Consider the following 26,720-nt stretch of genomic DNA (forward strand, 5'->3'; position numbering starts at 1 on the left):
GCGGGCCGACGCTCAGTGGGCACCTATTGAAAGACAAACCGTGAATGCAGGTGGCGCCGACCTAATCCGCTATTGGTCCACTTTCGCAAACAAATCCAGAATGTGCTGGCGTGTTTTTGCGCTGTCATCCAACAAGCCCTTCGCGTCAGCTAAGGGTTTGTCCTGCATTCGTATTGGCGGCACGGACAGGAGCCGCGTTGTTTGCTGAACTGCGAGGAACTTTGTGTCGCGTTCGTGCGCGACTGTTTCCGGATGATCGGCCAACCAAAAGAACCGATCGGCTTTTCCATCCTCACCCACAGTACGCAAAAGCTGACCAGCTGCCACGTAATCATCCGTCATCTGCAATGCTTGCCCTCGCAAAAGCTGGGCCGCGTCTGATGGATCGTCGACCAGTTCCAACATCGCTTGATGTGGTCGGCGTTGCAGTAAGGCGGCGCGCGCACGTAACCGTGCCCTTTCTGCGCGCCGGGCCTTGTCCTGTGACCGACTGGCCAGTTCCAGCGCCGCGTCCGCAAAACCTAGGGTGACCAAGCGCTCAGCCAATCCCACGCTTGTGTCTGTGAATAGCTCCAGTTTCTGCTCGGGCGTCAGGGTCACCACAAGCCTTAGAAATGTCGCGTCGTCGGCGCGTTCGGTCAGGATTTGGGCGACGCGGTTCAACGTTTCGATGGCATTGGCCTGTGTATCTTGGGCGCTCAGAAGATCCATCGCCATGTCGAACTCATGGCTTAAGCTTAACGCAACGATCTGTGTTTGCAGCATGCGCGGCCCGATTTCAGACCGGCGAAACTCCACGACGTAAGAGGCCGCAAGATCAAGTTCTTGCGGAGATATTGCCCCACGTTCCGACCATCGCTTGTCGACCAGTCGCGCAAGCGCAAGCGGTGCCTCCAACTCTGCACTCGACGCGGCGATGATCTCGTTCAACAGAGCTTCTGACTTCGGGCCGTCGCCTTCGGCAGCCGCGACCTTGGCCTTGGCTTGGGACGTATCGGCGCTGTCCTCAGTCGCAACGCGGTCGACTGCGCGCAACACGCGCCTTGCTGGTTCAAGTTTCCCAGCATCTGTCAGAATTTCCGCCAATGTCGGCCCAACATGACGGCGCAGATGGGCGGGCAAGCGCGCAAAAGACTGTTCGATCGATTGCAAATGGGCCTCTTCCTGCAGCACTCCTTCGATCAAAAGAGCCCAAAGTGCGGCGTCGCTTTCACACCGCTGAAGACTGGTAAATGGGTTCGGATGGGACGGCTGTCCGCCATCAAGGTACCGGGCTATAGAGGCAACCCGATCTGTGTCCGGCGAATGCTGCCCAAGCAATTCAAGCGTCCGAATAGCCTCTGCGCCGAACCCGGAATAGGCGTATAGCTGCGCAAGCTTCAGCGCTTTTTCTTCGTCAAGACGATCGAATTCTTTGAACAGGGCGGCGCGCAACGAAGCCACCTGTTCCGGAAAGGGAGTTGCCCCAGACCAACGGTCAAACCCAAGCTCAGCGCTTGAGATGCAGGGTGGGCGTTGTTCAAGCTGCGGCAGGGATGGTCCTAAAAGTTCATTCAAGCCGTCCAGAACGGATGTCACATGAATATTGGCATTAAGGTCTGAGGGGCTAAAGGGATCGTTCTTGGGGACTGACAGCCTTGGTCCAACCGGAGCAAGCCTCAAATCAACGACTTCCCGGTCAGATCCGCGCAGCAGCAGGGTAGAGAGCTGTTCTTCAAAGCGCTGTGCGTTCAGGTTTAGCAGTGGCAATTCGAGACTCTGCAAATTTTGCCCAACCAACGGGTCTTTCTCTTTGGACGCTTTGGGCAAAACAGGCGACGGTATATCAGCGCTGATTTGGGGCAGCGCCGAGCCTGGTGCAATATCCACCACGATCATCGTGCCCTTGAACAGAAAGGCATTGGCAACACAGTCGCAACCAAATTGCATATCCAGCGCGGCACCCGGCTCTGACTGAGAGATCGCGGCCAAGCGGTTTTGCGTCAGACGCTGGAACACGGCTGCTGTGTCAAAGTTCACCTTTTCCAGTTTGACACTCAGACGCGCACCATTTTTCTTGTGCGACAGCGCCCATTTAGTGCCCGGCGGAACCTGTGCGACCAGCCGCGTATACCCTTCATGTTCGCCCGAGCGCACCTGCACATCTTGTGCTTGAACTTGCGCTGCCGCGGCGGTTAGCGCCAAAGCAAGTAAAACTGTCCGGATCATGCCGCTGCCTGTTTGAGTTCCTTCAACGCATCTTCCAGCTCAGAAAATGCTGGGCGGTTATGCGTCGGCGTGTTCTGGCGGCCAACTTCAATGCACATGGCTGCGTTGTGGTTGTGCAGGTTGGCGACCAGAACCTCTTTGATCAACTGGTAAAAATGGTTGTCCTCTTCGACTACCGCTTTCAGCTTGCCAGCGAACGGGCCAACCAGGCCATAGGCGAGAAACACGCCCAGGAACGTCCCGACCAAAGCGCCTCCGATCAGTTTGCCCAGTACTTCGGGCGGCTGGTCGATAGACCCCATCGTTTTGATTACGCCCAAAACGGCGGCCACGATCCCAAGTGCGGGCAAACCATCGGCGACGGTTTGTAACGCGTGGCTGGAATGCATGGCGTGGTAAAAATTGGTCTCCATCCGTTTTTCCAGCACTTCTTCAACTTGATGTGGATCGTCGTAATTCATCGACGCGGATCGCATCGTGTCGCAGATCAGATCGACAGCTTCCTTGTCCTTCTGAATCTTCGGATAGGCTGAGAATAGGGTCGAGTTCTCGGGGTCTTCGATATGCTGTTCCACCTCGACCGGGGTGGCCTTGGCAATGCGGATCAGAGAAAATAAAAGGCACAGCAGATCGCGGTAATCTTCGGGTTTCCATTTGGGGCCCTTGAACACTTTACCCATGTCCTTGATCGTATGTTTGACGGCGCTCAAGTCGTTGCTGATCATGAATGCGCCAACGGCGGCGCCGCCGATCATCATCATCTCGAACGGGAGCGATTTCAAAATGATCGTCATCTTGCCACCGGCGGCAAGATATCCACCAAACACCATGGCGAAAATGACGACGATTCCGATGATTCCGATCATGGGTGGTCTCCTGCAAAGTCAGATGCGGGGGTAAAAAACATGTGCGCTACTCCTGCGGAGCCGCAGCATTGCGACCGGCCATGATCACGCTGATCGTATAGGCGGCTTCGGGGTTGAGACCGGCCAGAACACCTGCGGCGGAATCAGGCGGCATCCGCGACAGAAAGCCAGCCGCAAAGCCGGGGTCCATGGTTTCGAACAGGGCGGCTGCGTCCTTGGGTTTCATGCTCTGATACACATCCGTCAGGCGCGTCAGATCGGTCTCGGCGGCTTTTTCGGCTAAGGCCAGTGTCTGTCGCAGCGATTCTTCTGCCTCCTGCAAGGCAGCCAGGCGCGTTTCAATCGCCTGATCCGCGATATCCAGCGCCTTTTCTTTGTCTTGTAACGCGGCCTCTCGTTTCTTGAGCGCGTCTTCGCGGCGTAGCAATTCAGTCAACAATTCTTGCGCACCGGGCTGTTCGGCTTGGCTGCTCCTCGCCAGCGATGGGGCGGGATCGGATCCTTTAGCCAGCGCGGGCCCGGCCTCGAATCCTATTCTGATCGCGGCGGAACCGATCATAAGCATCGCGATCACCGCAAGAACGCCGCCTTTGGGACGGTTTTCTGCCCGCTTCCGCCTCATGTCGTGGCCTCGCTGCGGCTGTGACGCAGGAACATCAAGCCACCCGGACGTTTGACCTGAGTCTCGGCTGGCGCGTCTTCTTCAATGACGGGCACTGAGTTGGCTTGGGACTGTTCTTCAGAAACAACCGGCTCAGGCTCTGGTGTAGGGATCTCGGTTGCCTCTTCATCGTCCGGCACGACGTCATGCATCGAGGCCATCATCAACTCAAGCCGCTGCGCCACTGTTTCGGCGCGCTCGGTCAGTTCCTTAAGAACGACGCCAGACTGATCCGAGGCTTCCCGCGCGGCCTCCAGTGACTTTTTCAACTCTTCCGCTTGCGAAGACAGCACGGCCACCGCACCACCGACGCCTTTTTCAAGGTCGGTAAAGCGTTTCAACCGCTTGGACAGGACGAAACAATAAAGACCCGCACCTATGGCACCTGCGACCAGCAAAATATCTGCAATCAGCTCCAACTTCGCCTCCTAGTTCAGTACGAATTCCATGACGAGAACATCGCGAACGCGGCCTTCGCCGACGACGATTTCGATACGCCGCAACAGGTGTCCTCGGATGCGCATGAGCGCGAGCGAATCCTCAAGATCAGAAACCTCAATCGCGCGTAGATATCCGTTCAGCACGTCCATGATTCGCGGTTTCATCTTTTCCACATCCGCCATGTACGGCGCGTTCACCTCGAGCTGGACATGAAACTTCAGATGTCGCGAATCGCTGGTGTTTACCGAAACGACGACCGGAGTTAGGTCAACGAATCCAACCTTTGGCAGAGCCTTGGCAGGCCTGCTTTTCTCTGTTTCTTCGGTGTTCTGCACGACGGGTTTTCGCCTATCGGCAACAGGCCGGTGGTGGTCAGGAAATACCCGCCCGCAGCACCGGCTATCGCCAGAATCGCGCCTACTATCATTCCCTTTTTCCCAGATTTTTCCGGAACTTCTGCCTGTTCTGCAGTCGCGTCGGTCATGACGTCCTCATTTCTACAATCTGCAATCGTCATAACCCGACAGGGACTAACCGATTGTTAAGGGCAATCATCCAAACAAGGGATGCGTCGCACAGAATGTCGGCGAGTCGGAGGTGATCGTGCAGCAGATCGGAACTGTCTGGGCAAGTTTGGACAGGCGTAAACAAATCATTGTCGCGGGTGCAGTCGTGCTGATGTTTCTGGGGATCCTGGCGATGTCGCGTCTGGTGACAACACCGTCGATGACCCTGCTTTACGCCGGTTTAGAAAGCGGCGCTGCAGGGGATATTGTCCGTTCATTGGATCAGCGCGGTGTGCAGTATGAGATTCGCGGCGGCTCCATTTATGTGCCGGGATCACAACGGGATGAGCTGCGCTTGACGCTGGCCAGCGAAGGTCTGCCGGCAACCGGAAACCGGGGCTACGAGCTGCTGGATTCGCTCAGCGGGTTTGGCACAACTTCGCAGATGTTCGACGCCGCCTATTGGCGCGCAAAAGAAGGAGAGTTGGCCAGAACCATTGTCGGCAGCCCCCATATCAGCCAGGCACGTGTGCATATTGCCAACGGTTCAGCCAATCCGTTCCAGCGCAGTGTTGCACCAACCGCATCGATCTATCTGGTCGCGTCGGGCACGGACATCACGTCGGATCAGGCAAAGGCGATCCGGTTTCTTGTGTCGTCCGCAGTCAGCGGACTGGCGCCCGAGAACGTCACCGTCATCGGTTCGAATGGCGCAGTGATCGGGGCACAGGACAACCCGGTGTCCGCAGATACCGCTGACGATAAATCGCGCCAGCTGCGCGAACGGGTTCTACGTCTGGTCGAAGCCCGGGTCGGAGCTGGAAATGCTGTCGTCGAGGTAAGTGTCGATACGGTCACCAAGACAGAATCAATCCGCGAACGGCGTTTCGATCCCAATGGACGTGTGGCCATCAGCACCGATGTCGAAGAGCGTTCGGACAGTGCCCGCAACCAATCCGGGGATGTGACGGTTGCGTCAAACCTGCCAGATGGCGATGGCGCGGGCGGGGACGAATCCAATTCAAACGCAACCCAGACCCGAGAACGGGTCAACTACGAGGTTTCCGAAACCGAGCTAGAGGTTCACAACGGTCCAGGCGCGATCAAGCGACTCACGGTTGCTGTTTTGGTAAACGGAACGCGATCCGAGGACGCAAACGGCAGTGAAACATTCACGCCGATGCCGCAGGCCGAGATGGATGCACTGCAAGAGCTTGTGGCCTCGGCAGTGGGCTATGATGCCGAGCGGGGCGACGTTATTACGCTGAAATCGCTGGATCTGCCGGCGGTCGAGCCGCAGGGCAGTCTGGCAACCGCCTCGCTGTGGCAGAAGGTGCATTTCGACGCGACGTCGCTGATTCAGTTGGCCGTATTGGCGCTGGTTTCCCTGGTACTTGGGGTGTTTGTCATCCGCCCCATACTGACCCAACCAGCGACTGCTCCGGCGCTGTTGCCCGCAGGTACAGCACAGGAACCTGACGCATACCTGACCGGCGAAATTGCGACGGATGAGGGCGGCCAATTCACCACCTTGCCGGGGCAGGCGCCCACTGGGAACGTTCCGGCGCTTGCGACTGATGCCGGGGCGGACCCGGTGGATCGGCTCAGGGCGATGATCGGCGACAAGCAGGAAGAAACGGTCGAAATCCTGCGCAGCTGGCTGGAAGAAGGTGAGGAGCGTGTGTGATGTCGATTGCCCATCTTCTTGAAGATTTTACTTTACAGGCCGGCGGCGGACAGCTGCACGTACTGGATGAGGACGCGTTAGAGGAACAAAGGCTGGCCTCGTTCGAGCAAGGCTATAGCGCCGGCTGGGAAGACGCGGTCCAGGCGCAGGAGCAAAGCCGGGGGCAGGTTTCGACCGAATTGGCCAAATCGCTCGAAGATATGTCTTTTACCTACCATGAAGCGGTTAACCGGATGGCCCTGTCGCTGGAACCAATGTTTCAGAGCCTGACACAGCTGGTTTTGCCTGAAATGCTAGACCGAGGGTTTGCCGTTCGGCTTGTCGAGCAGCTCACCGATATGGCGCGCGAGCAAATCGGGCAGCCCAAGCAAATCTTCGTACCCTCAGATCGTGTGAACGAGGTGGAGGACCTGATCCCCGCCGAACTATCATCGCCTGTGCAGGTGATCGAAGACCCGACGCTTGAGGCAGGACAAGCGCGGCTCAAGGTCGGGATTTCCCAGCGCGAGGTGGATTGCAGCGGTTTGCTTGCTGCAATCGATCAAGCCTTTCAGGCGTATGTTTCTCAGGCAAAAGAGGCAGTGACCAATGAGTGATCCGCAAACCCCGAAATCCGAGAAGCCCAACCCGTTTGAGGCCGTTCCGATTGAAGTCACCGTATCGGTTGGCCGGGCGCGCCCTTTGATCCGTGATCTGCTGAACATGGGGGAAAACGCCGTGCTGATGCTGGACAAACGCATCGAGGATCCGGTTGACCTGTATGTCGGCGACCAGCGTGTCGCACGCGGTCTGCTAGAGGAGATGGAGGGCGAGCACGCCGGTCAGCTGGCCGTGCGACTGACTGAAATCGCGGATCTGCAAAACGGGATCGGCTGATGGGCCGATTTCTAATTCTGGCGGTCGCGTTTGCGGTTCTGACCCCGTCTTTGGCAACGGCGCAGGAGTTATCTGTTTCGCTGGGCGAGGGGGGTTCGATATCTGCGCGAACGATTCAGTTGATCCTATTGATCACCGTGCTCAGCCTGGCTCCGGGACTGGCGATCATGATCACCTGTTTTCCGTTTCTGATCACCGTTTTGGCGATCCTGCGCCAGGGTATCGGGTTGCAGCAATCTCCTCCCAATATGCTGATTGTCAGTCTGGCGCTGTTTCTGACCTATTTCATCATGGAGCCGGTCTTTTCCGAAGCCTGGACAACAGGAATTCGGCCGTTGGTCGATGAAACTATGGAGGTCGAGCCTGCATTGGAGCGTGCATTACAGCCGTTTCGCGGTTTCATGGCTGCGCGATTGGACCCCGATACGTTTCACGCCATGGCCGCCCTGCGCCCCGGTGGTGATGCCACAACGCTGTCGCCCGACGCGCCGCTGTCCATCCTGATGCCGTCTTTCATGCTATCTGAAATTGCACGCGCTTTTCAGATCGGGTTTTTGGTCTTTCTGCCATTTCTGATCATCGACCTTGTGGTTGCGGCGGTGCTGATGTCGATGGGGATGATGATGGTGCCGCCAGCCACAGTGTCTTTGCCGTTCAAACTGGCGTTTTTTGTCATCGCCGACGGGTGGTCCCTGATCGCCAGCGCGCTTGTGCGCAGCTATACCACCTAGTTTTTTACTGCCGGGCGATTTGCAGACAGGCGCGCAGGCCGCAGTCGCCGGCCTCAAAGCGCATTTCTCCGCCATGCTGTTCGGCCACGGTGGCGGCAATTGTTAGGCCCAAACCATAGCCGTCAGAAGATCCGGTGTTGGACCCACGACGAAATGGGGCCATCAGGTTTTCGATGTCCTCCACGGACAGATCGGTGCCCTTATCTTCGACCGTGATCGTCGCGGTGGTCGCATCGGTCGCCAACTGCACTTCGGCGTGTCGACCATATTTCAACGCGTTGTCGATCAAATTGGTCAGCGCACGCCTAAGCGATATGGGCCGCGCCATGACCAGGACGCGCCGTGTTTCGGTCAGCTGCCCGTGTCCGCGCCGGGACATGAAAACCGATGTAACCCCATCGACCGCGACGGGGTCGATCTTTTTTAGTGTCACGGGTAGGTCCATATCCTGATAATCGGCGACCAGAGCCTCGACCAAAGAGGTCAGAGAAATCTGGCGCGGTTCCTCAACATCCAGTTCGGATCGCGTATAGGTCAGGACACTTTCGATCATGCCCGTCATCTGATCCACATCCGCCTCGAGCTTTTCGCGTAGTTCATCGTCGGGGATCAGAGCGGCACGCAGGCGCACGCGGGTCGCAGGGGTACCCAGATCGTGGCTGACGCCGGACAAAACCGTTGCCCGCTTTTCAAGCTGCGCGCGCTCGGCCTCAAGATGGGCGTTCACCGCCGAGACGATATCGCGCAGTTCATCCGGGCCATCCGCCTCATAGCTTTCCGGCCCACCAAGGCGCTGCCGTTCGCGCAACGCGCGAGCAAACCGGGTGAAGGTATCTGAGACGTTACTGACTGCGGACAAGATGACCGCCATTGCGACGATCCCCATAAGAATTGCGGGCAGACGTAAATCCATAGGGGCTGCCTGACAGCCCCAGATCTGGGTCCCGTCGACCTGATGCCAGGCCTCGCGTCCAAATTTCGCAATCAGGATCGGCTCACTGCAATATGTTGCCAGCAACCGGATCAGGTTACCCATCTTTTCAGGCCCGGTCTGATCATTGCCTGACACAATGTCCGACACCGGATAAACCAACCGGTCGGACAGGATCGCCACGGTTAATTCACGCCCGCTGAGCGGTGAGGAACTGTCGGTCAGGATCGAAAGGTTGGTGACGAAGCGGCGGTTTGAAAACCCGGGCAACCGCTGAAACTCGCCATTTTCGGCAAGGGCCGTATCCTGGGGCGGTAAGGGCGTTATCGACAACCCCTCGGAGGGGGCCATGCCTGTTCGCAATTCTTCGTAGACGGTGAACCCCGCCACAAAAGATTGAAGCAGGTAGTCGTTCCAGGCGCGCGCCGAAGCGAACCATAACCCTGCAGACAGCAAACCGGCAGCAAAGGCTGAAAGGGTCCAAAGCCACCCCAGATTGCGCAGGCGCAGTGTCATTCTTCGACCGAAATGTCGGCGGCAAAGATATACCCGACCCCGCGTTCCGTGCGCAGCATTTGCGGATCTTTAGGGTTGGTCTCGATCTTGGATCGCAGGCGACCGACCAGCATGTCGATGGCGCGGCCCTGCGCTTCGGACTTGTCATTGTCCCCCGTGACATCCAGTGCCGTGACGATTTCATCGCGCGTAAGCGGAATATGTGGATTGGCCAGCAAGACCTTGAGCAGGGCGGTTTCCCGCTGTGACAACGCGACCAAATAGCCTTCCGGCGAATGCAAATCATCACGCTTTCCGTCAAAGACCCAGCCGTCAAAACGGAAGGTGCGGGTTCTTCGGCGATACGCCAGCGAAGACGACCGCCGAGCGCGCTGCATCACTGCCCTGACACGGGCCAGCATCAATTGGGGGTTGAAGGGTTTGGCAATGTAGTCGTCTGCCCCAACTTCGTACCCTGCCATGCGCTGATGGTCGGCGGACAGGGCAGAGACCAGAATGATCGGGACGTCCTGTTCGCGCCGTAACCGGGCGCAGATATCAATCCCGTTCTCGTCCCCCAGCATGACGTCCAACAAAATCAGATCGATCCGGCCATTGGACAGGTGCGCCCGGATTTCCCGCTCGGAACTGGCGGGTAGGGCGATTAAGCTGTTTTGCTGCAATAGCTGCGTCATCATCGACCGCATCTCAGGGTCGTCATCCACCACCAGAAGCCGCGGAATGCTCACTCTGTCTTTCCTCCCGATCTTTTCCCTCTGTCGTTGTCCATTGTAACGAATGGAAACAGATTCAATGCCAACGTAACACGCTGTAACAGAAGTGGTGAAAATTTGGGCCGTTTCCGTACTTTACTATGAATTCCGCTTTGCCAGACGGCGTTCAGACCTCAGTAATAGCGCCATCGCTGCTTTGGCAGTCACTGAGTTCTCAGGGAGGAGACAAAAAATGAAGCGTTTTGCATTTGCCACCGTTTCGACTTTGGCCGTTATGGCCGGATCGTCCGTTGTGGCCGAGCCGCAGGCGGAAGTACTGCACTGGTGGACCTCGGGTGGCGAGGCCAAGTCGGTTGCCGTTCTGCAGGAAGAATTCGCCTCGAACGGCGGCACTTGGACCGACATGCCCGTCGCGGGTGGCGGCGGTGATGCGGCAATGACCGCGCTGCGTGCCCGGGTTCTTTCCGGTAACGCACCAACCGCCGTTCAGCTGAAAGGCCCTGCCATTCAGGAATGGTACGAAGAAGGCGTTCTGGCGGATATCTCGAACGTTGCCGAGGCCGAAGGCTGGGCGGATGTCCTGCCTGCGTCGATCGCGGGCCATATGATGTGCGAAGGCACTTGGTGCGCTGCACCCGTGAACGTGCACCGCATCGACTGGATCTGGGCGAATGCTGATGTTCTGGCGGCAAACGACATCGAAATGCCCACCACATGGGATGAGTTTAACGCAGCAGCCGAAAAACTGCAGGCCGCTGGTGTGATCCCGCTGGCCCACGGTGGTCAGGCCTGGCAAGACGCGACCGTGTTTGAGGCGGTTGTCATGGGTATTGGTGGACCAGAATTCTACCAGAAAGCCTTGGTCGATCTCGACCCCGAAGCATTGACGTCGGACACAATGGTACAGGTCTTTGACCAGATGCGTACCATGCGTGGATATGTTGACGAGAACTTCTCGGGTCGTGACTGGAACCTGGCCACCGCCATGGTGATGAATGGCGAGGCCGCATTCCAGATCATGGGTGACTGGGCCAAAGGTGAATTCCTGGCCGCTGGCAAGAAGCCCGGCGAAGATTTCCTGTGCGCCTCGACCCCCGGTGACGGTTATCTGTACAACGTCGACAGCTTTGCCATGTTCGAAGTCGAAGGTGACGACAACCGCGCCGGTCAGGAACTGCTGGCCAAGCTGATCGTCGCACCGAACTTCCAGGAAGTGTTCAACCTGAACAAGGGTTCGATCCCTGCACGGACCGACGTAGCGCTGGATGCCTTTGATATCTGCGCGAAAATCTCGGCAGAAGACATGGGTACGACCTCGGCAGGTGGTTCGCTGCTGCCGTCTTACGCCCATGGCATGGCACTGCGCGGGTCGCAGTCTGGTGCGATCACGGATGTTGTGACCGCACATTTCAACTCGGATATGTCCTCGGCTGACGCGGTTCAGCAACTGGCGGACGCAGTGGCCAACAGCTACTGATCCAAAACGCTCTGCCCCCCCCTATACTGAGGGGCAGAGCACTTTTCCCCGGAGGAAAAAATGTCCGAATGGCTGGAAAACCACCTGCCCAAGGTGGTGCTGGCACCGTCGTTCATCGCCGTATTGATTTTTGTCTACGGATTTATCGGATGGACCGCATGGGTGTCGCTGACCCGATCGAAACTACTGCCGAAATACGAGATCCATGGCTTCATTCAGTATGAACGCCTGTTCGATTCCCCCCGCTGGGATACGGCGATTAACAACCTGTATATCTTTGGCGCGCTGTTCATCGTGATCGCGATGGTGCTGGGGCTGTTGCTGGCCATCCTGCTGGATCAGAAGATCCGCGTCGAAGGGGTTATTCGCACCATCTACCTGTACCCGATGGCACTGTCGATGATCGTGACCGGCACCGCATGGAAGTGGATCCTGAACCCAGGTCTGGGCATTGAATCCATGGTGCAGGGCTGGGGCTTTCCGAATTTCGAATTCGATTGGCTGGTGAACCCCGATTACGCTATCTACACCATTGTGATTGCCGCGATCTGGCAAAGCTCGGGCTTTGTTATGGCGCTGTTTCTGGCCGGGCTTCGTTCGGTGGATGGTGAAATCATCAAAGCCGCTCAAGTCGATGGTATCCCCACATGGCGCATCTATACGGCGATCATCATACCGTCGATGGCACCGATTTTCCTTTCTGCCTTCATCGTGCTGGCCCACCTAGCGATCAAGAGCTTTGACCTTGTCATCGCGCTGACAGGTGGCGGTCCGGGATACGCGACTGATCTGCCAGCCACATACATGTATGCCATGGCGTTTTCGCGCGGCGATATCGGTCAGGCGGCCTCTTCCGCGATGATCATGATGCTGGTCGTCTTTGCCATCGTGGTTCCATATCTTTATTCAGAGCTGAGGGCGAAAAATGACTGATCTGTCGATGCCCCAAACCCAAACCCGCTCGCAGAGCGCCACTGGCAAGATTGCCCTTCGTTGGCTGCTTTACGTCCTGCTGGGCCTGTTCGCGCTGTACTACCTGATGCCGCTGTTCGTGATGTTAACCACATCGTTGAAAAGCCTTGAGGAAATTCGCACTGGGTCCTTGATCTCACTGCCGCGCGAAGTCAGCTTCGATGCCTGGAAAACCGCGTGGTCCGGCGCTTGTACCGGTATCCAGTGTGAAGGTCTGCGGCCTTACTTCTGGAACTCTGTCCTGATCGCGGTGCCTGCGGTGTTTTTGTCCACCCTGATTGGTGCGCTGAACGGCTATGTCGTGGCGCAGTGGCGGTTCAAAGGCGCGAACATCATCTTCTCGCTGATGCTGTTTGGCTGCTTTATTCCGTTTCAGGTTGTTCTGCTGCCAATGGCGCGGCTGCTGGGCATGATGGGGATCGCCGGAACCATTCCGGGCCTGATCTTTGTCCACGTGATCTATGGCCTTGGCTTCACTACGCTGTTCTTCCGCAACTACTATGTCACCATTCCGGCCGAGCTGACCAAAGCCGCTCGGGTCGATGGGGCAGGCTTTCTGCGGATTTTCTGGTCGATCTTCCTGCCGCTGTCGCTGCCCATCATCGTGGTGACAGTGATCTGGCAGTTCACGCAGATCTGGAATGACTTCCTGTTCGGCGTGTCGTTCAGCCAGGCGGGCACGCAGCCCGTGACTGTGGCGCTCAACAACATCGTAAACTCCACCACCGGCGTCAAAGAGTACAACGTCGACATGGCCGCCGCGATCATCGCGGGGCTGCCGACGCTGCTTGTCTATGTCGTTGCCGGTAAGTATTTCATCCGCGGCCTGACCGCTGGCTCTGTGAAGGGATAACCCATGGCTCCCATCCTTGATATCAACAAACTCTACAAGAATTACGGTGCAACCGAGATTCTGAAGGACATCAACATCTCGATCGAACCGGGTGATTTCCTGGTGCTGGTCGGCCCCTCGGGCTGCGGTAAATCCACCTTGCTGAACTGCATTGCGGGGTTGGAGGAAATCACCGACGGGACACTGGCGATTGGCGGCAAAGACATGACTCATGTCAGCCCCAAGGACCGCGACATCGCTATGGTGTTCCAATCCTACGCTCTGTATCCGACTATGAGCGTCGCCAAGAACATCACCTTCGGCATGAAGGTGCGCGGGGTCGATCAGGCAACGCAGGAGGCCAAGCTGAACGATGTGGCCTCGCTGTTGCAAATCGAGCCGCTGCTGAACCGCCGTCCCAGCCAGCTATCCGGTGGTCAGCGTCAGCGTGTGGCGATGGGCCGGGCGCTGGTGCGCGATCCCAAGCTGTTCCTGTTTGATGAACCGCTGTCGAACCTCGATGCCAAGCTTCGGGTTGAGATGCGGACCGAGATCAAGAAGCTGCACCAGACATTGGACGCTTCCATCGTCTACGTGACCCACGATCAGATTGAGGCGATGACGCTGGCCACCAAGATCGTGGTCTTGAAGGGCGGTATCGTGCAGCAGATCGGCAGCCCGGCCGAGATTTATAACAACCCGGCCAATCTGTTTGTCGCTGATTTCATGGGCTCGCCGGCGATGAATCTGATCCCTGCGCAGGTCACCAAAAACGGGTCGGGTACACAAATCGTCATCTCGCGCGATGCCGGCGAAACGCTGGTTCTGAACGATGCGCGCGATCTGGCGTTGCCCGAGGATGTAATACTGGGCCTGCGCCCTGAGGATATCGCCGAGGCCGGGTTCCGTGCGGGTGATGGCGTGCAGGAAGCGGCGTGCATGGTCGATATGGTCGAACCTGCAGGGGCCGACACCTATGTCGTATCAGAACTGGGCGGCAAGCAGGTGACCGCAAGGTTACATGCCGAAACCAGCGCGCAGGCGGGCAAGATGCTGAACTTGGCCTTCGATATGAGCAAAGTATCGTACTTCGCCAAAGAAACCGGCGAGCGCCTGAATTAAAAGAAAAAAACGCCGCGCGATTGAGTTCGCGCGGCGTTTCTTTGCGTTTGAACTGGGTCAGCTGACCTTGTTCTAGCTCAAGTCCTTGATCAGGCGGTTCAAGTCGCCGCCACGGGCGTCCAGCATCGCGCCAACCTCGGTTCGTTCGGTCAGCAGCATATTCACCCCTTCGATGAACATGTTGAAGAACTTGTCGCGGCCTGATTTGTCCGAAACTAGGAATGTCACCTCGAACGGGGACGAGCCCTGCAGCTTAACCGAAGTGCGTACCTCGTAACCGGCCTTGATTTTCCGGGCCTTCCGGACGGTGACTTGCCCACCAATGAATTCGCGGAAACGTCGGCCATACTTGTTCGAGATATAGCCCTGAAACGCTTTGGTGAACTGCTTCAGCTGCGACGGGCTGGCCGAACGGGCGTCCGCCCCCAGCACATAACGTGCCATGATCGGCACATCGGCATATTGCACAAAGACCTTTTCGAAATCGCGGATCATCGCCTTTTCGGATTTGCCCGAGGCGATAATGCGGTTGATGTCATCCACGACACTGACGACCAGAGCCTTGGCGCTGGCTTCAGTCTGGGCAAAGGCGGAAAAAGGCAGGGCGGTCAGTGCCAGACCGGCAAGGCCAGTGGCGACAAAACCGCGTCGGTTCATATGGTTACTCGGCATAGGGGTCCTCATAGGGGTCCTCGTATGGGTCTAGGTAGGGATCTCTGACAGGGTCGGTCCCATTGTCTGCATAAGGGTCGTCGTAAAGACCCAGATAGGTTTCTTCGTCGTCTCTCGCCAGTTCGAAGCGGCGATTTTGTAGGTAAATGGTCCGCGCCTGCGCATAACTGTCGGCGCTTTCATATAGGATCGAGTCGACCGTGTCCGAAAAACGCCCCCGATCACCCATCCGGCGCACGACCTCGGCATAGACACCGATATTGTCGACCGGACGGACCGGAGAGAAGTTGATCGGGTTCGAGAACAGGTTGACGATAACGCCAATCGAGTCCCGCTGCGTTGACGGACCATAGAGCGGCAGCTCGACATAAGCGCCCTCGCCAAAACCCCAGACGTGCAGCGTTTCACCGAAATCGGTATCCACAGGCGGAAGGTTCAACTCGTCGGCAGGGGCTGACAACCCCAGACCACCAACGGTCGTGTTGATCACAAACTGCAGCAGTGCGTTGCCCGACTGCTTAAGGTTGCCTTGCAGCAGGTAATCCACGGCTTGGCCCGGCATCGTCAGGTTTTCGGCAAAATGGTTGAAACTGGTCACCATCGGGTCGGGCACGATCTTTACGTACCCTTTCGAGGCCGGACGAAACAAAAACCGGTCGACGCCAAGGTTGAATTTGTGGATACCCCGGTTGTTGCGTTCATATGGATCAAATGCTTCACCCTGCTGAACACCCTCCGGAGGGCGTGTGGTGCAGGCGCTGAGAACTGCCAATACGGACACAACGATCAGGGGTTTTAGGTTGATTCTGCTCAACACGATCTTTGCCACTCCAAAACGTTCGGACAGTCCGCGCCCGAACACTTAATCAATACTCTTTTTGGCCGTTGTGCCCGGCCTACCCAAAGTCACATAGGCGTTTCGCCACCAATATGAAACAGATAGCGTTTAACCTGCCGAATAGGTCAACGTAAAGTGACACAGGTTCAACAGTTCAGAATAAGAAAAGTTACGCCCACAACCGGTGCAGGTCACATCGCCGTTTTCGCACTTTTCGATCCTTGCCTTCCCGGTTAGCTTCGCCCCGACTCAAATTTGGGAGGAGACCTCATGAGCATCGCGGCGAAACTGGAAAGCTTGGGTGTCAACCTACCGGACGCTCCTGCGCCGGCGGCCAACTACGTGCCCTTCGTGCGCGTGGGCAATATCGTCTATGTCTCGGGGCAGATCTCGAAGGCGGATGATCTGATCACTGGCAAGCTGGGCGACAACATGGAAGTCGAAGCAGGCGCTGCTGCGGCCAAGGTATGTGCGATCAACCTTCTGGCCCAGGTCAAAGCGGCCTGCGGTGGCGATATCGAAAAGTTGGTGCGCGTCATCAAGCTGACCGGGTTTGTGAACTCGACGGCAGATTTTACCGCGCAGCCGCAAGTCATCAACGGTGCGTCAGACTTTCTGGTCGAAGCGCTGGGTGATGCAGGTCGCCATTCGCGTTCGGCCGTCAGTGCGACGGCACTGCCCTTGGGCGTCGCGGTTGAGATCGAAGGTATCTTCGAAGTTCAATGACGCCCGCGCTACCTGACGTATTCCTTCAAGTCCCGCTGGCGCATCGCGCGCTGCACGACAAACAGGACAACCGCCCGGAAAACAGCCGGGCGGCCATCCGGGCTGCGGTCGACGCCGGTTATGGGATCGAGATTGATCTGCAACGGACCTCGGACAACCGCGCCATGGTGTTTCATGACTATGACATGACCCGCCTGACCGGACAGCCCGGCCCGATCCAACTGATCACGTCGGTTCAGGCATCAGGCACCACGCTGTTGCACGCGGACGATGGTATCCCGACGCTGGATGAGGTGCTGCAAATCGTGTCAGGCAAAGTACCGCTGCTGATCGAATTCAAGGATCAGGACGGCGCGATGGGTACATCCGTGGGCCCGTTGGAACAAGACGCGGTGCGTGCATTGTCAGGTTACGATGGGCCGGTGGCGTTGATGTCGTTCAACCCCAACTCGGTCGCTGAACTGGCGCGGCTGGCACCGCATCTGCCGCGTGGCATCGTGACGGGATCGTACCAGCCCAAGGTCGAACTTTTACCTCAGAGCGTTTGTGACCACCTGCGCGACATTCCGGATTTCGACCGTGTCGAGGCCAGTTTCATCAGCCATGAGGTCGAAGACCTTGACCGCCCCCGCGTGGCTGAACTGAAGGCACGCGGTGTACCGGTCCTGTGCTGGACGGTGCGGTCGCCTGAACAAGAGGCAGAGGCCCGCGAAGTTGCGGACAATGTGACCTTCGAAGGGTATCTGGCTGTACAACCGGGTTGAACCAGCCCTGCGACGTCACAGATAAAGATCAGAGGCGGAGGGCAAATGGATCAGGCACAGATCGAGGTTCGGGTGCTGGGCTCACTGTCGCAGATATCTGCGGCGGAATGGGATAGCTGTGCCTGTCCCGAGGTTGCCGATGGCGGCCGTCCGCTTGATCCGTTCACTACCCACCGGTTTCTGCTGGCACTTGAACACAGCGGCTCGGTCGGGCGCGGAACGGGCTGGCAACCGCAATATCTGACGGCCTATCTGGATGGGATGCTGATCGCGGCGGCCCCGATGTATGCCAAATCCCACAGTCAGGGCGAATACATCTTCGACCACAACTGGGCTCATGCCTATGAAGGTGCCGGGGGTCGTTATTATCCCAAGTTGCAGATTGCAGTGCCGTTCACACCCGCAACAGGTCGGCGTTTTCTGGTGCGCCCCGGCTATGACTCGGTTGGCATGTCTGCGCTGGTGCAGGGGGCGGTGCAATTGGCTGCGGACAATCAGGTGTCTTCAGTCCACGCGACTTTCTGCACCGAAGCCGAGGCGCTGGCGGGCGAACAGATGGGCCTTATGCTGCGTCAGTCGCAGCAGTTTCACTGGCTGGATGACGAATACCAAGATTTCGACGGATTTCTTGCGGCATTATCGTCGCGCAAGCGCAAGAACATTCGCAAAGAACGCGCGCAGGCTATCGAGTTTGGCGGTGAAATCCGCACGCTGACAGGGGATGACCTGCGCCCCGAACACTGGGATGCCTTCTGGCAGTTTTATCAGGACACCGGTTCCCGTAAATGGGGTATGCCCTATCTGACTCGCCAATTCTTTGATATTGCACATGAAACCATGGCGGACGACATGGCCTTGGTGCTGGCTGAGCGGGACGGACACCCTATCGCCGGGGCTTTGAATTTCATCGGCCGCGAAACGCTTTTTGGCCGGTATTGGGGTTGCACTGAGCATCACGCCTGCCTGCATTTCGAACTGTGCTATTATAGGGCGATCGACTTTGCCATTGCGGAAGGTCTGGCACGGGTAGAAGCAGGCGCGCAGGGTGAACATAAGCTGGCGCGCGGTTACTTGCCCACGCGCACGCATAGCTTGCATTGGGTCAATGACCCGGGCTTTGCCGATGCGATCAAGAAATATCTGGACGCCGAGGCCCACGCAGTGGGAGAAGAGATCGAGATTCTGACGGATTACGGTCCGTTCAGAAAATCGAATCCGGAGGAACAGCAATGACGGAACTATTGTCGACCGAAACTCGCGGCCCTCTTCTTGATCCACTGTTCGACAACGGCTGGACCATGGTCACGGACCGGGATGCAATCACCAAGACCTTCATATTCGAAGATTTTGTTCATGCTTTTGGCTGGATGACCCAGGTGGCGATCTTTGCCGAGAAATGGAACCACCATCCCGAATGGTCAAACGTGTACCGCACGGTCGAGGTCGTCCTGTCCACCCATGATGTGGGCGGTTTGTCAGCGCTGGATGCCAAGTTGGCGCGTAAAATGGACAGCCTCGTTTAACGGTCTCCTCTGGATCCCATGCCGCCGGCCAGAGAAGCTATTTCACCCAGACGACGGAAATCGGCGGGTGTGACCGTGCCGTTGCTGACGTCGATGTCTCGTGGAATACCGGTTGTCCGATTCCCAACCGATCGAACGCTTCGCGCCGCCGGATTGATGTCCAAACAACGCGTATCATAGCACGTCAGGCCCGAAGTACTGATCTGGATCTGGGGCTGTCCGTTCGGTCCGGTCACCACGGGGGCCTGCGGCGCATCACAGGCGGCAAGAAACCCCAAAATGCCGAAGGCTATCCACTTTTCCATACCACGCTCCTATCGTTCAGCCCGGTCGTGCGATCAATCCAACTGGCCGTTTCCGTCCTGATCGGCGGCCAGGAAATCATCGCCCATCTGCTGGTCATACTCTGATCGTGAGATAAAGTTGTCGTTGTTGCGGTCAACGTTTTGAAACCGCTTTATGTCCAGAAACGGCTTGGCTTCTTCCAGACCCAGCGTTCCGTTCTTGTCTTCGTCCATGGCCTGAAAAGCATAATCCGAAAAAGCGTTGAACTCGTCCTTGGACAGGAAGCCATCGTTGTTGGAATCAATGGCGTTCAGTTCCTTTTCGTGCAGTTCAGCCACTGTTTCCGCCAAGGTTGCACTGGCTACCAGAATGATCGTCGTCGTTAAAATAACTGTTTTCATCATCATTCTCTCCTCAGCACGCGTAACGCTGGCCCGAGACACCGCCCGCGACGGCCCCGGCCGCAGTCAGGATGTCTTTGCCGGACCCACCGCCGAATTGATTGCCAATCGCCCCGCCGATCAGTGCGCCGCCTAGTGTGCCGCCGAGGCACGCAATCTCATGTTGTCGTGCCTGCTGTTGCTGAGGTGTCGGGGCTGGGCCGCAGGCGGCCAGTGCACCTGCCGAACCCAGAATGACTGTGATGATTTTGAGCTTCATCAAAAAAACTCCCTGAATGAATGGGGCAAGTATCGACCCATCAGGAAGTTGCATCAAGTGAAATAGGGTTAACGTGGCCCCGGCTGTACCGGGGCCCGAGTGACTTAGATGGCCTCAAGCAGACCTTCGCCCGCGGAAATCTCGCAGGCACCGGGATTTTCCTCGAGGTTCAGCGCAACGACTTTGCCATCTTCGACCAACATCGCATAGCGCTTTGAGCGCGCTAGCAGGCCGACGGGCGGGGCGTCGAAATCCATGCCTATGGCCTTGGTGAATTCGGATGCGGCGTCGGCCAGCATGGTCAGGCCTGCGCCTGTCGCGCCAGTGGCTTCGCCCCACGCGCTCATTACAAAAGGGTCGTTGACCGAGAAGCAGATGATTTCGTCCACGCCCTTGGCGTCGAACTGTTCCTTGGTGCGCATAAAGCTGGGCACATGGGCCGAGTGGCAGGTCGGCGTGAATGCGCCGGGCACAGCAAAGATCACAACTTTGCGGCCTTTGGTCTTGTCTGAAATCCGAACCTCTTCGGGCCCTTCTGCCCCCATTTGAGTCAACGTTGCGTCGGGAAGCGTATCACCGGTTGAAATCATGTTGTTCCTCCTGTCGATTGGATTTGCAGAGTCGGCCTCAGCCGCAATATAGGTGAGCCAGAGAATGAAACCACGGGAATTTGACAGGGCAGGACGAAGATGAGCCATATTGTTGTGATCGGAGCCGGGCAGGCGGGATCATCTCTTGTTGCAAGACTGCGCAAGGACGGGTTTGAAGGCGATATCACGCTGATCGGTGCCGAGCAGCATCTGCCATATCAGCGTCCCCCACTGTCCAAAGCTTATCTGCTGGGTGAGATGGAGCTTGAACGCCTGTTCCTGCGCCCCGAAAGTTTTTACGCCGAAAACAACATCACCCTGCGTCTGGGTCAGCGCGTGACGGCGATCGACCCCAAGGCCAAGACCGTGACACTGGGCGATGAGGTGATTTCATATGACGAACTGGCCCTGACCACCGGTTCTGACCCGCGTTACCTGCCCGCGGCCATTGGAGGTGACCTTGAAGGCGTCCATGTCGTGCGCGACCTGACCCATATCGACGAGATGGAGCCCCGCGTGACGGAAGGTGCGCGCGCCCTGATCGTTGGTGGTGGCTATATCGGGCTTGAAGCGGCCGCCGTCTGCGCCAAGCGTGGGGTCAGGGTCACTCTGGTCGAGATGGCGGAACGGATTTTGCAACGTGTCGCGGCACCGGAAACCAGCGATTACTTCCGTGCTCTGCATTCCGAATACGGTGCTGACATCCGTGAAGGCGTCGGGCTGGATCGTCTGGTCGGCGAAGACGGCAAGGTCACCGGGGCCATTCTGACTGATCGCACCAAGCTTGAGGTCGATTTTGTCGTCGTTGGTGTGGGCATCGCACCCTCGACCCAATTGGCCGAGATGGCCGGGCTGGAATTGGACAACGGTATCAAAACGGATGCCCATGGCCGCACCTCTGATCCGGCTATCTGGGCGGCGGGCGATTGCGCGTCGTTCCCGCATTTCGGTGGTCGTATTCGGCTGGAAAGTGTACCGAATGCCATCGATCAGGCCGAGATTGTTGCTCAGAACATGCTGGGTGCCGCCAAAGACTATGTGGCAACGCCGTGGTTCTGGTCGGACCAGTATGACGTCAAACTACAGATCGCAGGTCTGAACACCGGCTATGACAGCGTGGTGACCCGTAAGGGTGACGGGCAGACGGTGTCCTTCTGGTACTATAAAGGCGATCAGTTGATCGCGGTCGACGCGATGAATGACCCACGTGCTTATATGGTGGGCAAACGCCTGATCGATGCAGGCAAAACGGCCGACCCGGCGGTCGTGGCCGACCCAGACGCGGACCTGAAGCCGCTGCTCAAAGCGTGAGGATCATCGCTGGAGAGTTCCGGGGCCGCGCCTTGGCCTCGGTCGGCAAAGGCGATGCCGGGGCGCATCTGCGTCCCACCACGGATCGCGTGCGTGAAAGCCTGTTCAATGTACTGAGCCATCAGATCGACTTTGACGGGCTGCGTGTTCTGGACCTGTTTGCCGGCACCGGCGCATTGGGGCTTGAGGCGCTATCGCGCGGCGCGGCGCATGTGACTTTCGTTGATGACGGGCGTGTGGCGCAGGGACTGATCCGTAAGAACATTGATCTGACCCACAGCAAGGATCGTACCGATCTGATCCGTCGCGACGCGACACGGTTGGGTGATAATCCGGGCGCGCCTTGTGATCTGATTTTTCTCGATCCGCCTTACGGCAAAAGCCTGGGTCAAAAGGCGCTTGCGACGGTCACTCAAGGGGGGTGGCTGGCAAAAGACGCCATGATCGTCTGGGAAGAAAACGCCCCCATGGAGGCGCCAGAAGGGTTTGACCTGCACAATACGCGTAAATACGGCGACACGCATATTTCGCTGATGTGGCGGGCAGAGGTCTGACATGCACGATCTGGTCATCTTCGACTGCGATGGTGTTTTGGTCGACAGTGAGCCCCTGTCCAATCAGGTGATGGTTGCGAACTTTGCCCGACATGGACTGCCCTTGACGGCGGAGGAGTGCCACAGGGTTTTCACCGGCAGGACCATGCCGGAAGTGCGGGATATCGCGCGCGATTTGGGGGCCGACCTGCCCGAGAACTGGATTATGGAATTCGATGCCGAAACCGACGCCCGACTGCGTCAGGGTGTTCCTTTGGTTCCAAGTGTAGCGGAATTGCTGACGCTCTTGGATGCGCGCGGAATTCCTTTCTGCGTGGCGTCCAATGGCGGGCCTGACAAAATGCGAGTCACGCTGGGGCAGAATGGTCTTTGGGATCGCTTCAAGGATGTGATGTTTTCAGCCTACACTTTGGGAGTCGGTAAGCCCGACCCCACCATGTTCCTTACAGCAGCCCGTCAATTTGAGGCCACCGCGCCAGTTGTAATTGAAGACAGTGCCAGCGGCGTTACCGCAGCAATCCGTGCCAATATGCGCTGCCTGGGCTATGTGCCTGATGGAAAAGGTGCATTTCTGGCGGACCTCGGAGCAGAAGTTTTCACCGACATGGCCGAAGTTCCAGCCCTTTTGGGAATTTGACTTGACCGTGGTAAGCTCGGCATATGGACCGCGCTTTAACTCCACCGCTCTGGACTCCTTCCGACGCCGCTGAATCCCACACCGGACCCGCGCCCAAGCCTTTGCGCGCGCCTGTGTTCATCCACGACGCGATCACGCCGTGGGGCACGGAAACATTGCTGCTGAAACTGCTGCGCGAGCAGGCTGCCGATCAGGACGAATAGGTCGGGTGGAACTTGTCGCCCGGTGACAGGGTAAAGATATCGACACCATCAGCCGTCACACCCACCGAGTGTTCGAACTGCGCTGACAGCGATTTGTCGCGGGTCACAGCGGTCCAGTCGTCGGCCAGTGTTTTCGTCTCAGGGCGACCCAGATTCACCATCGGTTCGATGGTGAAGAACATGCCCTCTTCCAGAACCGCGCCAGTGCCCGGACGGCCATAGTGCAGCACGTTTGGCGGCGCGTGGAACACCCGGCCCAGGCCGTGACCACAGAAATCGCGCACGACGCTCATCCGATGCGCCTCGACATAGGCCTGAATGGCGTGGCCGATATCACCGAAGGTGTTGCCCGGCTTGACCGCCTCGATGCCTTTGAAAAGGGCATCATGTGTCACTTGGATCAGACGTTCAGCCTTACGGGGCAGTTTGCCCGCGACATACATGCGCGAAGTATCGCCGAACCAGCCGTCCACAATGACCGTGACGTCGATGTTCAGAATGTCGCCATCCTTCAGCTTCTTGTCACCGGGAATGCCGTGGCAAACCACGTGATTCACGCTGATACAGCTGGCATGCTGATAGCCCTTGTAGCCAATTGTCGCCGATGTCGCGCCTGCATCCTCGACCATCTGCGTGATCATGCCGTCAATCGCGCCAGTTGTCTGACCCGGAAAGACATGTTCTGCAATATCGTCGAGTATCCGCGCGGCCAAGGCCCCTGCCGCATGCATGCCGGCAAAGTCACCCTGTTCGTAAATGCGGATGCCGTCCTTGGTCAGGCGGCCACGATGTTCTTTCATCGACGCTAAGCTCCAAATGTTGCGCGCAGCCTGCCTTTTACGCTGCTTGTGCAGAAAGTTCCAGAGGGTGCGCGTTTGCGGGTGTTAGATGGCGCGAAATGCCCTCGGATCAAGGCTGCAGAGTCTGTCAAATTCGCTCAAAATCATAATTTCAGATAGAATGCTGTTTTTTCCCAGTGAGATCGTTTTGGAGGGTCAAAATGTCCAGCAATTCTGCCAGTTTTATCGGTGAAATTCCACACCATTACGATCAGGGTCTGGGACCGAACATTTTCGTAGACTATGCCGACAGGTTAACCGGGCTGTGTGGCGGCCTTGAAACGGGTCGCGTTCTGGAGCTTGCCGCAGGAACGGGAATTGTCAGCCGTAAGCTGCGCAACGCGTTAAACCCGTCTGTTTCGCTGACGGTTTCGGACCTTAATCCGCCCATGTTGGAGATTGCAAAAGCCAAGCTCGCCGGCAGTGAGAATGTCGAGTTTGTCCAAGCGAACGCAATGGAACTGCCCTTCGAAGACAACAGTTTTGACCTGATCGTTTGCCAGTTTGGCGTGATGTTCTTTCCAGACAAAACTGCGTCATATCGCGAAGCTGCCCGTGTTCTGAAGCCAGGTGGCCGGTACGTTTTCAACGTCTGGAGCGATATGTCCGAAAACCCGTTTTCCGAGACAGCTCACAAAGCGGCGATGACGTTCTTTCCCGAAAACCCACCGGGATTCTACAAGGTCCCGTTCCACTATGGCGACCCCGACGTCGTACACTCGGACCTTGCGGCCGCAGGTTGGGGGACCGTTACGCACGAAACCATCAGGTTGAACAAACCAATCGCCGACCTTGAGAAATTTGCGACAGCCCTGGTGTATGGAAATCCGTTGATTGACGAAATCAGAACGCGCGGAGGTGTCGATCCGGATGCGGTTGTGGCCGAAATGCTGTCGGCGCTGCGGTCCCGATTTGAGGCCAGTGATATGGTGATGCCCCTTTCAGCAACCCAGTTCGAATGCCGAAATAAGGGGTGAACCGGACCTGACGGGGGCAAGTGATATTATCCGGGCAGGTTAAAGTCCCCGAACCGTGTGGTATCCACCCAAACACCGTCGGGCGAAATTTGCGTACCATACACCAATCGCTCGACACCCTTCGCCTGTGCCGTCTCAAATGCCGCCGCATAGGCCGCGTCTATATCCGCCGCCAAACCAAATCGGTCGCAATCCGTGCGCTGCACCAGATACAGCATGATCGCGCGATGTCCCTGCGCCACCATGTCCGACAACTCACCCAGATGTTTGGTGCCACGCGCGGTGACGCTGTCGGGGAATTCTGCCAGGCCGGGCTCACGGGAAAGGGTCACGCTTTTGACCTCGACATAGGCGTTGGGCAGGTCCGGTTGTGTAAGCAGGAAGTCTATGCGGCTGTTCTGGCCGTATTTCACCTCTGCCCGCACTGTCTGATAATCGGCGAATTCGGGGATCGCTCGGGCTTCAAACGCTTTGCGTAGAGCCTTGTTTGGAACAGAGGTGTCCACCCCGGTAAAATGCCCATTCTCATGATCGACCAGGCGCCAGCCGTATTTCAGCTTTTTCTTCGGGTCGTCGTTTGGCTCCAGCCAGATCTTCTCACCCGGCTCGGCCAAACCCAGCATGGAACCCGGATTGGCGCAATGTGCGGTTATTTCGCGCCCGTCCTCCAACTGGCAATCGGCCAGAAAACGTTTGTAGCGTCGGATCAGGCGGGCGGGGATCAAAGGGGTGGCAAATTTCATGCCATCCGGCTTAACGCGCCCCCGCCCGCAAGGGAAGTGTCAGACGAGCCCCGCCATCACGCCTCCATCAACATCCCAGATTGCGCCGGTAACCCAACCCGCGTTATCGGACAGAAGATGTGTGACCGTATGCGCCACATCCGCAGGCCGACCAACGCGGCCGATCGGGTGGAATGCGTCGAAGGCATCGGTCAGGGTTGCCTCGATTTGATCCGGTGCGATGAACGCTCCATAGATGGGGGTCACAACCACCGCCGGTGAAACCGCATTCACCCGGATGTTGTGTTCCGCCAATTCCATTGCCAGGTGCTGTGTCAGAGAATGAAGCCCGGCCTTGGCCATCGAATAGGCCGAGGACGGTGTTGCGCGGACCGCCTGTTTTGCCCACATAGAGCCTATGTTGACAATGTTTCCACCTCCATTGGTCTTCATGTTTTCGGCTACGGCCTGCGTGATGAAAAAGGTCGCGCGACTCAGGTCCAGATAGCTGTCGTAAACCTCGACCGTGTGTTCCATGAACGGTTTTGGCGCGAATGTCCCGGCTGCATTCACCAATCCCTGAATGTGACGCGTGTCCGATTTGATCTGGTTGATCAGTCTTTCGACGTCTGCCGTGTCACGCAGGTTCGCGCGGTATATGTCCGCGTTGTCGCCAAGTTCCGCTTTCGCCGCGTCCAACTTGCCAGCGGATGACCCGACAAGGATCACGTGCCCGCCGCTTGCTATGATTTGGCGCGCTGTGGCCAGACCCATTCCGCTGGATCCGCCGACGATAAGTGTTGTTGTCTGTGTCATGATCAGATTCCCTATCTACTGATAGGTAGATATATTGAATTTGAAATCTGAAATACAACCCCCT

Annotated in this window: 34 protein-coding genes; 17 read left to right on the plus strand and 17 right to left on the minus strand. The window is 57.5% G+C overall.

Features of this window, described 5'->3' with window-relative positions; genetic code table 11:
* Positions 1-69 precede the first annotated feature (69 nt).
* The 6 genes from AC2FIB_RS12395 to AC2FIB_RS12420 are packed head-to-tail and all read right to left on the minus strand — an operon-like array spanning position 70 to position 4,660.
* Positions 70-2,208: a hypothetical protein gene (locus tag AC2FIB_RS12395; protein ID WP_496735053.1), complete on the minus strand. Its 2,139-nt coding sequence runs from the start codon at positions 2,206-2,208 to the stop codon at positions 70-72.
* Positions 2,205-3,074: a flagellar motor stator protein MotA gene (motA, locus tag AC2FIB_RS12400; RefSeq protein ID WP_496735051.1), complete on the minus strand. Its 870-nt coding sequence runs from the start codon at positions 3,072-3,074 to the stop codon at positions 2,205-2,207. Before motA ends, AC2FIB_RS12395 begins: the two co-directional genes overlap by 4 nt.
* A gap of 46 nt (positions 3,075-3,120) precedes the next feature.
* Complete coding sequence (locus tag AC2FIB_RS12405) at positions 3,121-3,696, minus strand: MotE family protein (RefSeq protein WP_496735049.1); 576 nt, start codon at positions 3,694-3,696, stop codon at positions 3,121-3,123.
* Positions 3,693-4,154 (minus strand): hypothetical protein, encoded by a 462-nt coding sequence (locus AC2FIB_RS12410; RefSeq protein WP_496735047.1) that lies wholly within the window; start codon positions 4,152-4,154, stop codon positions 3,693-3,695. Before AC2FIB_RS12410 ends, AC2FIB_RS12405 begins: the two co-directional genes overlap by 4 nt.
* 9 nt (positions 4,155-4,163) lie before the next feature.
* The gene (locus AC2FIB_RS12415; RefSeq protein WP_496842191.1) at positions 4,164-4,511 is read right to left on the minus strand and encodes a flagellar basal body-associated FliL family protein; all 348 of its coding nucleotides are present in this window, start codon (positions 4,509-4,511) and stop codon (positions 4,164-4,166) included.
* Positions 4,439-4,660, minus strand: a complete 222-nt coding sequence (locus tag AC2FIB_RS12420) for a hypothetical protein (RefSeq protein WP_496842221.1) — start codon at positions 4,658-4,660, stop codon at positions 4,439-4,441. The genes AC2FIB_RS12415 and AC2FIB_RS12420 overlap by 73 nt, the downstream gene beginning before the upstream one ends.
* Before the next feature lie 119 nt (positions 4,661-4,779).
* On the opposite strand from AC2FIB_RS12420, the gene fliF reads away from it, so the two are divergent.
* Genes fliF through fliP form a run of 4 tightly spaced genes read left to right on the plus strand, consistent with a single transcriptional unit; the run spans position 4,780 to position 7,976 of the window.
* Entirely contained in the window at positions 4,780-6,369 is a 1,590-nt protein-coding gene (fliF, locus tag AC2FIB_RS12425) for a flagellar basal-body MS-ring/collar protein FliF (protein ID WP_496735045.1), read from the plus strand.
* Positions 6,369-6,965, plus strand: coding sequence for a FliH/SctL family protein (locus AC2FIB_RS12430; RefSeq protein WP_496735044.1), 597 nt, complete (start codon positions 6,369-6,371; stop codon positions 6,963-6,965). The genes fliF and AC2FIB_RS12430 overlap by 1 nt, the downstream gene beginning before the upstream one ends.
* Entirely contained in the window at positions 6,958-7,245 is a 288-nt protein-coding gene (locus AC2FIB_RS12435; protein WP_496735042.1) for a FliM/FliN family flagellar motor switch protein, read from the plus strand. The genes AC2FIB_RS12430 and AC2FIB_RS12435 overlap by 8 nt, the downstream gene beginning before the upstream one ends.
* Entirely contained in the window at positions 7,245-7,976 is a 732-nt protein-coding gene (gene fliP, locus AC2FIB_RS12440) for a flagellar type III secretion system pore protein FliP (protein ID WP_496735041.1), read from the plus strand. Before AC2FIB_RS12435 ends, fliP begins: the two co-directional genes overlap by 1 nt.
* A 4-nt stretch (positions 7,977-7,980) precedes the next feature.
* Here fliP and AC2FIB_RS12445 read toward each other — a convergent pair whose 3' ends face one another.
* Both AC2FIB_RS12445 and AC2FIB_RS12450 read right to left on the minus strand, forming a co-directional pair.
* On the minus strand, positions 7,981-9,423 hold the full coding sequence (locus AC2FIB_RS12445; RefSeq protein ID WP_496735039.1) for a sensor histidine kinase: 1,443 nt from the start codon (positions 9,421-9,423) through the stop codon (positions 7,981-7,983).
* Positions 9,420-10,151: a response regulator transcription factor gene (locus AC2FIB_RS12450; protein WP_496735037.1), complete on the minus strand. Its 732-nt coding sequence runs from the start codon at positions 10,149-10,151 to the stop codon at positions 9,420-9,422. Before AC2FIB_RS12450 ends, AC2FIB_RS12445 begins: the two co-directional genes overlap by 4 nt.
* Before the next feature lie 217 nt (positions 10,152-10,368).
* Here AC2FIB_RS12450 and AC2FIB_RS12455 point away from each other — a divergent pair, with 217 nt between their 5' ends.
* Genes AC2FIB_RS12455 through AC2FIB_RS12470 form a run of 4 tightly spaced genes read left to right on the plus strand, consistent with a single transcriptional unit; the run spans position 10,369 to position 14,539 of the window.
* Positions 10,369-11,613: an ABC transporter substrate-binding protein gene (locus AC2FIB_RS12455; RefSeq protein WP_496735036.1), complete on the plus strand. Its 1,245-nt coding sequence runs from the start codon at positions 10,369-10,371 to the stop codon at positions 11,611-11,613.
* A gap of 60 nt (positions 11,614-11,673) precedes the next feature.
* Positions 11,674-12,546 carry a carbohydrate ABC transporter permease gene (locus tag AC2FIB_RS12460; protein ID WP_058275014.1) on the plus strand — a complete coding sequence of 291 codons (873 nt, stop codon included), beginning with the start codon at positions 11,674-11,676 and terminating at the stop codon, positions 12,544-12,546.
* The gene (locus AC2FIB_RS12465) at positions 12,539-13,438 is read left to right on the plus strand and encodes a carbohydrate ABC transporter permease (protein WP_058279072.1); all 900 of its coding nucleotides are present in this window, start codon (positions 12,539-12,541) and stop codon (positions 13,436-13,438) included. The genes AC2FIB_RS12460 and AC2FIB_RS12465 overlap by 8 nt, the downstream gene beginning before the upstream one ends.
* Before the next feature lie 3 nt (positions 13,439-13,441).
* Positions 13,442-14,539, plus strand: a complete 1,098-nt coding sequence (locus tag AC2FIB_RS12470; RefSeq protein WP_058275012.1) for an ABC transporter ATP-binding protein — start codon at positions 13,442-13,444, stop codon at positions 14,537-14,539.
* Positions 14,540-14,611: 72 nt separating this feature from the next.
* Here the strand turns inward: AC2FIB_RS12470 and AC2FIB_RS12475 are convergent, their stop codons facing one another.
* Together AC2FIB_RS12475 and AC2FIB_RS12480 are read right to left on the minus strand one after the other, a co-directional pair.
* Positions 14,612-15,211, minus strand: a complete 600-nt coding sequence (locus tag AC2FIB_RS12475) for an MlaC/ttg2D family ABC transporter substrate-binding protein (RefSeq protein WP_058275011.1) — start codon at positions 15,209-15,211, stop codon at positions 14,612-14,614.
* Positions 15,201-16,028 carry an MlaA family lipoprotein gene (locus AC2FIB_RS12480; RefSeq protein ID WP_282119606.1) on the minus strand — a complete coding sequence of 276 codons (828 nt, stop codon included), beginning with the start codon at positions 16,026-16,028 and terminating at the stop codon, positions 15,201-15,203. The genes AC2FIB_RS12475 and AC2FIB_RS12480 overlap by 11 nt, the downstream gene beginning before the upstream one ends.
* A gap of 291 nt (positions 16,029-16,319) precedes the next feature.
* Between AC2FIB_RS12480 and AC2FIB_RS12485 the strand changes: the two genes are divergently transcribed.
* Genes AC2FIB_RS12485 through AC2FIB_RS12500 form a run of 4 tightly spaced genes read left to right on the plus strand, consistent with a single transcriptional unit; the run spans position 16,320 to position 19,062 of the window.
* Entirely contained in the window at positions 16,320-16,775 is a 456-nt protein-coding gene (locus AC2FIB_RS12485) for a RidA family protein (protein ID WP_496735032.1), read from the plus strand.
* Positions 16,772-17,539, plus strand: a complete 768-nt coding sequence (locus AC2FIB_RS12490; protein WP_496735031.1) for a glycerophosphodiester phosphodiesterase family protein — start codon at positions 16,772-16,774, stop codon at positions 17,537-17,539. The genes AC2FIB_RS12485 and AC2FIB_RS12490 overlap by 4 nt, the downstream gene beginning before the upstream one ends.
* Positions 17,540-17,584: 45 nt before the next feature.
* Positions 17,585-18,772, plus strand: coding sequence for a GNAT family N-acetyltransferase (locus tag AC2FIB_RS12495; protein ID WP_496735029.1), 1,188 nt, complete (start codon positions 17,585-17,587; stop codon positions 18,770-18,772).
* Positions 18,769-19,062, plus strand: coding sequence for a 4a-hydroxytetrahydrobiopterin dehydratase (locus tag AC2FIB_RS12500; protein ID WP_058275007.1), 294 nt, complete (start codon positions 18,769-18,771; stop codon positions 19,060-19,062). The genes AC2FIB_RS12495 and AC2FIB_RS12500 overlap by 4 nt, the downstream gene beginning before the upstream one ends.
* Here the strand turns inward: AC2FIB_RS12500 and AC2FIB_RS12505 are convergent.
* The 4 genes from AC2FIB_RS12505 to AC2FIB_RS12520 all read right to left on the minus strand — a co-directional run bounded on the left by AC2FIB_RS12505 (position 19,059) and on the right by AC2FIB_RS12520 (position 20,597).
* Complete coding sequence (locus AC2FIB_RS12505; RefSeq protein WP_496735027.1) at positions 19,059-19,367, minus strand: hypothetical protein; 309 nt, start codon at positions 19,365-19,367, stop codon at positions 19,059-19,061. The two genes, AC2FIB_RS12500 and AC2FIB_RS12505, sit on opposite strands and share 4 nt — an antisense overlap.
* Positions 19,368-19,400: 33 nt before the next feature.
* Complete coding sequence (locus AC2FIB_RS12510; protein WP_496842193.1) at positions 19,401-19,748, minus strand: EF-hand domain-containing protein; 348 nt, start codon at positions 19,746-19,748, stop codon at positions 19,401-19,403.
* 13 nt (positions 19,749-19,761) lie between these two features.
* Complete coding sequence (locus AC2FIB_RS12515; protein ID WP_496726400.1) at positions 19,762-20,007, minus strand: glycine zipper 2TM domain-containing protein; 246 nt, start codon at positions 20,005-20,007, stop codon at positions 19,762-19,764.
* 104 nt (positions 20,008-20,111) lie between these two features.
* Entirely contained in the window at positions 20,112-20,597 is a 486-nt protein-coding gene (locus AC2FIB_RS12520; RefSeq protein WP_496735023.1) for a peroxiredoxin, read from the minus strand.
* Positions 20,598-20,696: 99 nt separating this feature from the next.
* On the opposite strand from AC2FIB_RS12520, the gene AC2FIB_RS12525 reads away from it, so the two are divergent.
* The 4 genes from AC2FIB_RS12525 to AC2FIB_RS12540 are packed head-to-tail and all read left to right on the plus strand — an operon-like array spanning position 20,697 to position 23,302.
* Entirely contained in the window at positions 20,697-21,908 is a 1,212-nt protein-coding gene (locus AC2FIB_RS12525) for an NAD(P)/FAD-dependent oxidoreductase (protein WP_496735021.1), read from the plus strand.
* Positions 21,905-22,462 carry a 16S rRNA (guanine(966)-N(2))-methyltransferase RsmD gene (gene rsmD, locus AC2FIB_RS12530; protein WP_496735019.1) on the plus strand — a complete coding sequence of 186 codons (558 nt, stop codon included), beginning with the start codon at positions 21,905-21,907 and terminating at the stop codon, positions 22,460-22,462. The genes AC2FIB_RS12525 and rsmD overlap by 4 nt, the downstream gene beginning before the upstream one ends.
* Position 22,463: 1 nt before the next feature.
* Complete coding sequence (locus tag AC2FIB_RS12535; protein ID WP_496842194.1) at positions 22,464-23,099, plus strand: HAD family hydrolase; 636 nt, start codon at positions 22,464-22,466, stop codon at positions 23,097-23,099.
* Between the two features lie 23 nt (positions 23,100-23,122).
* On the plus strand, positions 23,123-23,302 hold the full coding sequence (locus AC2FIB_RS12540; protein WP_496735016.1) for a hypothetical protein: 180 nt from the start codon (positions 23,123-23,125) through the stop codon (positions 23,300-23,302).
* Here the strand turns inward: AC2FIB_RS12540 and map are convergent.
* A complete protein-coding gene (gene map / locus AC2FIB_RS12545) occupies positions 23,290-24,102 on the minus strand; it encodes a type I methionyl aminopeptidase (RefSeq protein ID WP_496735015.1) in 813 nt (270 codons plus the stop codon). The two genes, AC2FIB_RS12540 and map, sit on opposite strands and share 13 nt — an antisense overlap.
* 200 nt (positions 24,103-24,302) lie before the next feature.
* On the opposite strand from map, the gene AC2FIB_RS12550 reads away from it, so the two are divergent.
* Complete coding sequence (locus AC2FIB_RS12550) at positions 24,303-25,118, plus strand: class I SAM-dependent methyltransferase (protein ID WP_496735014.1); 816 nt, start codon at positions 24,303-24,305, stop codon at positions 25,116-25,118.
* A 26-nt stretch (positions 25,119-25,144) separates the two neighbouring features.
* Here the strand turns inward: AC2FIB_RS12550 and sfsA are convergent, their stop codons facing one another.
* Positions 25,145-25,861, minus strand: coding sequence for a DNA/RNA nuclease SfsA (gene sfsA / locus AC2FIB_RS12555; protein ID WP_496735012.1), 717 nt, complete (start codon positions 25,859-25,861; stop codon positions 25,145-25,147).
* Positions 25,862-25,900: 39 nt separating this feature from the next.
* Positions 25,901-26,656, minus strand: a complete 756-nt coding sequence (locus AC2FIB_RS12560) for an SDR family NAD(P)-dependent oxidoreductase (RefSeq protein WP_496842195.1) — start codon at positions 26,654-26,656, stop codon at positions 25,901-25,903.
* Between the last annotated feature and the right edge of the window lie 64 nt (positions 26,657-26,720).

This window comes from Ruegeria sp. YTSA072 (assembly GCF_059610285.1).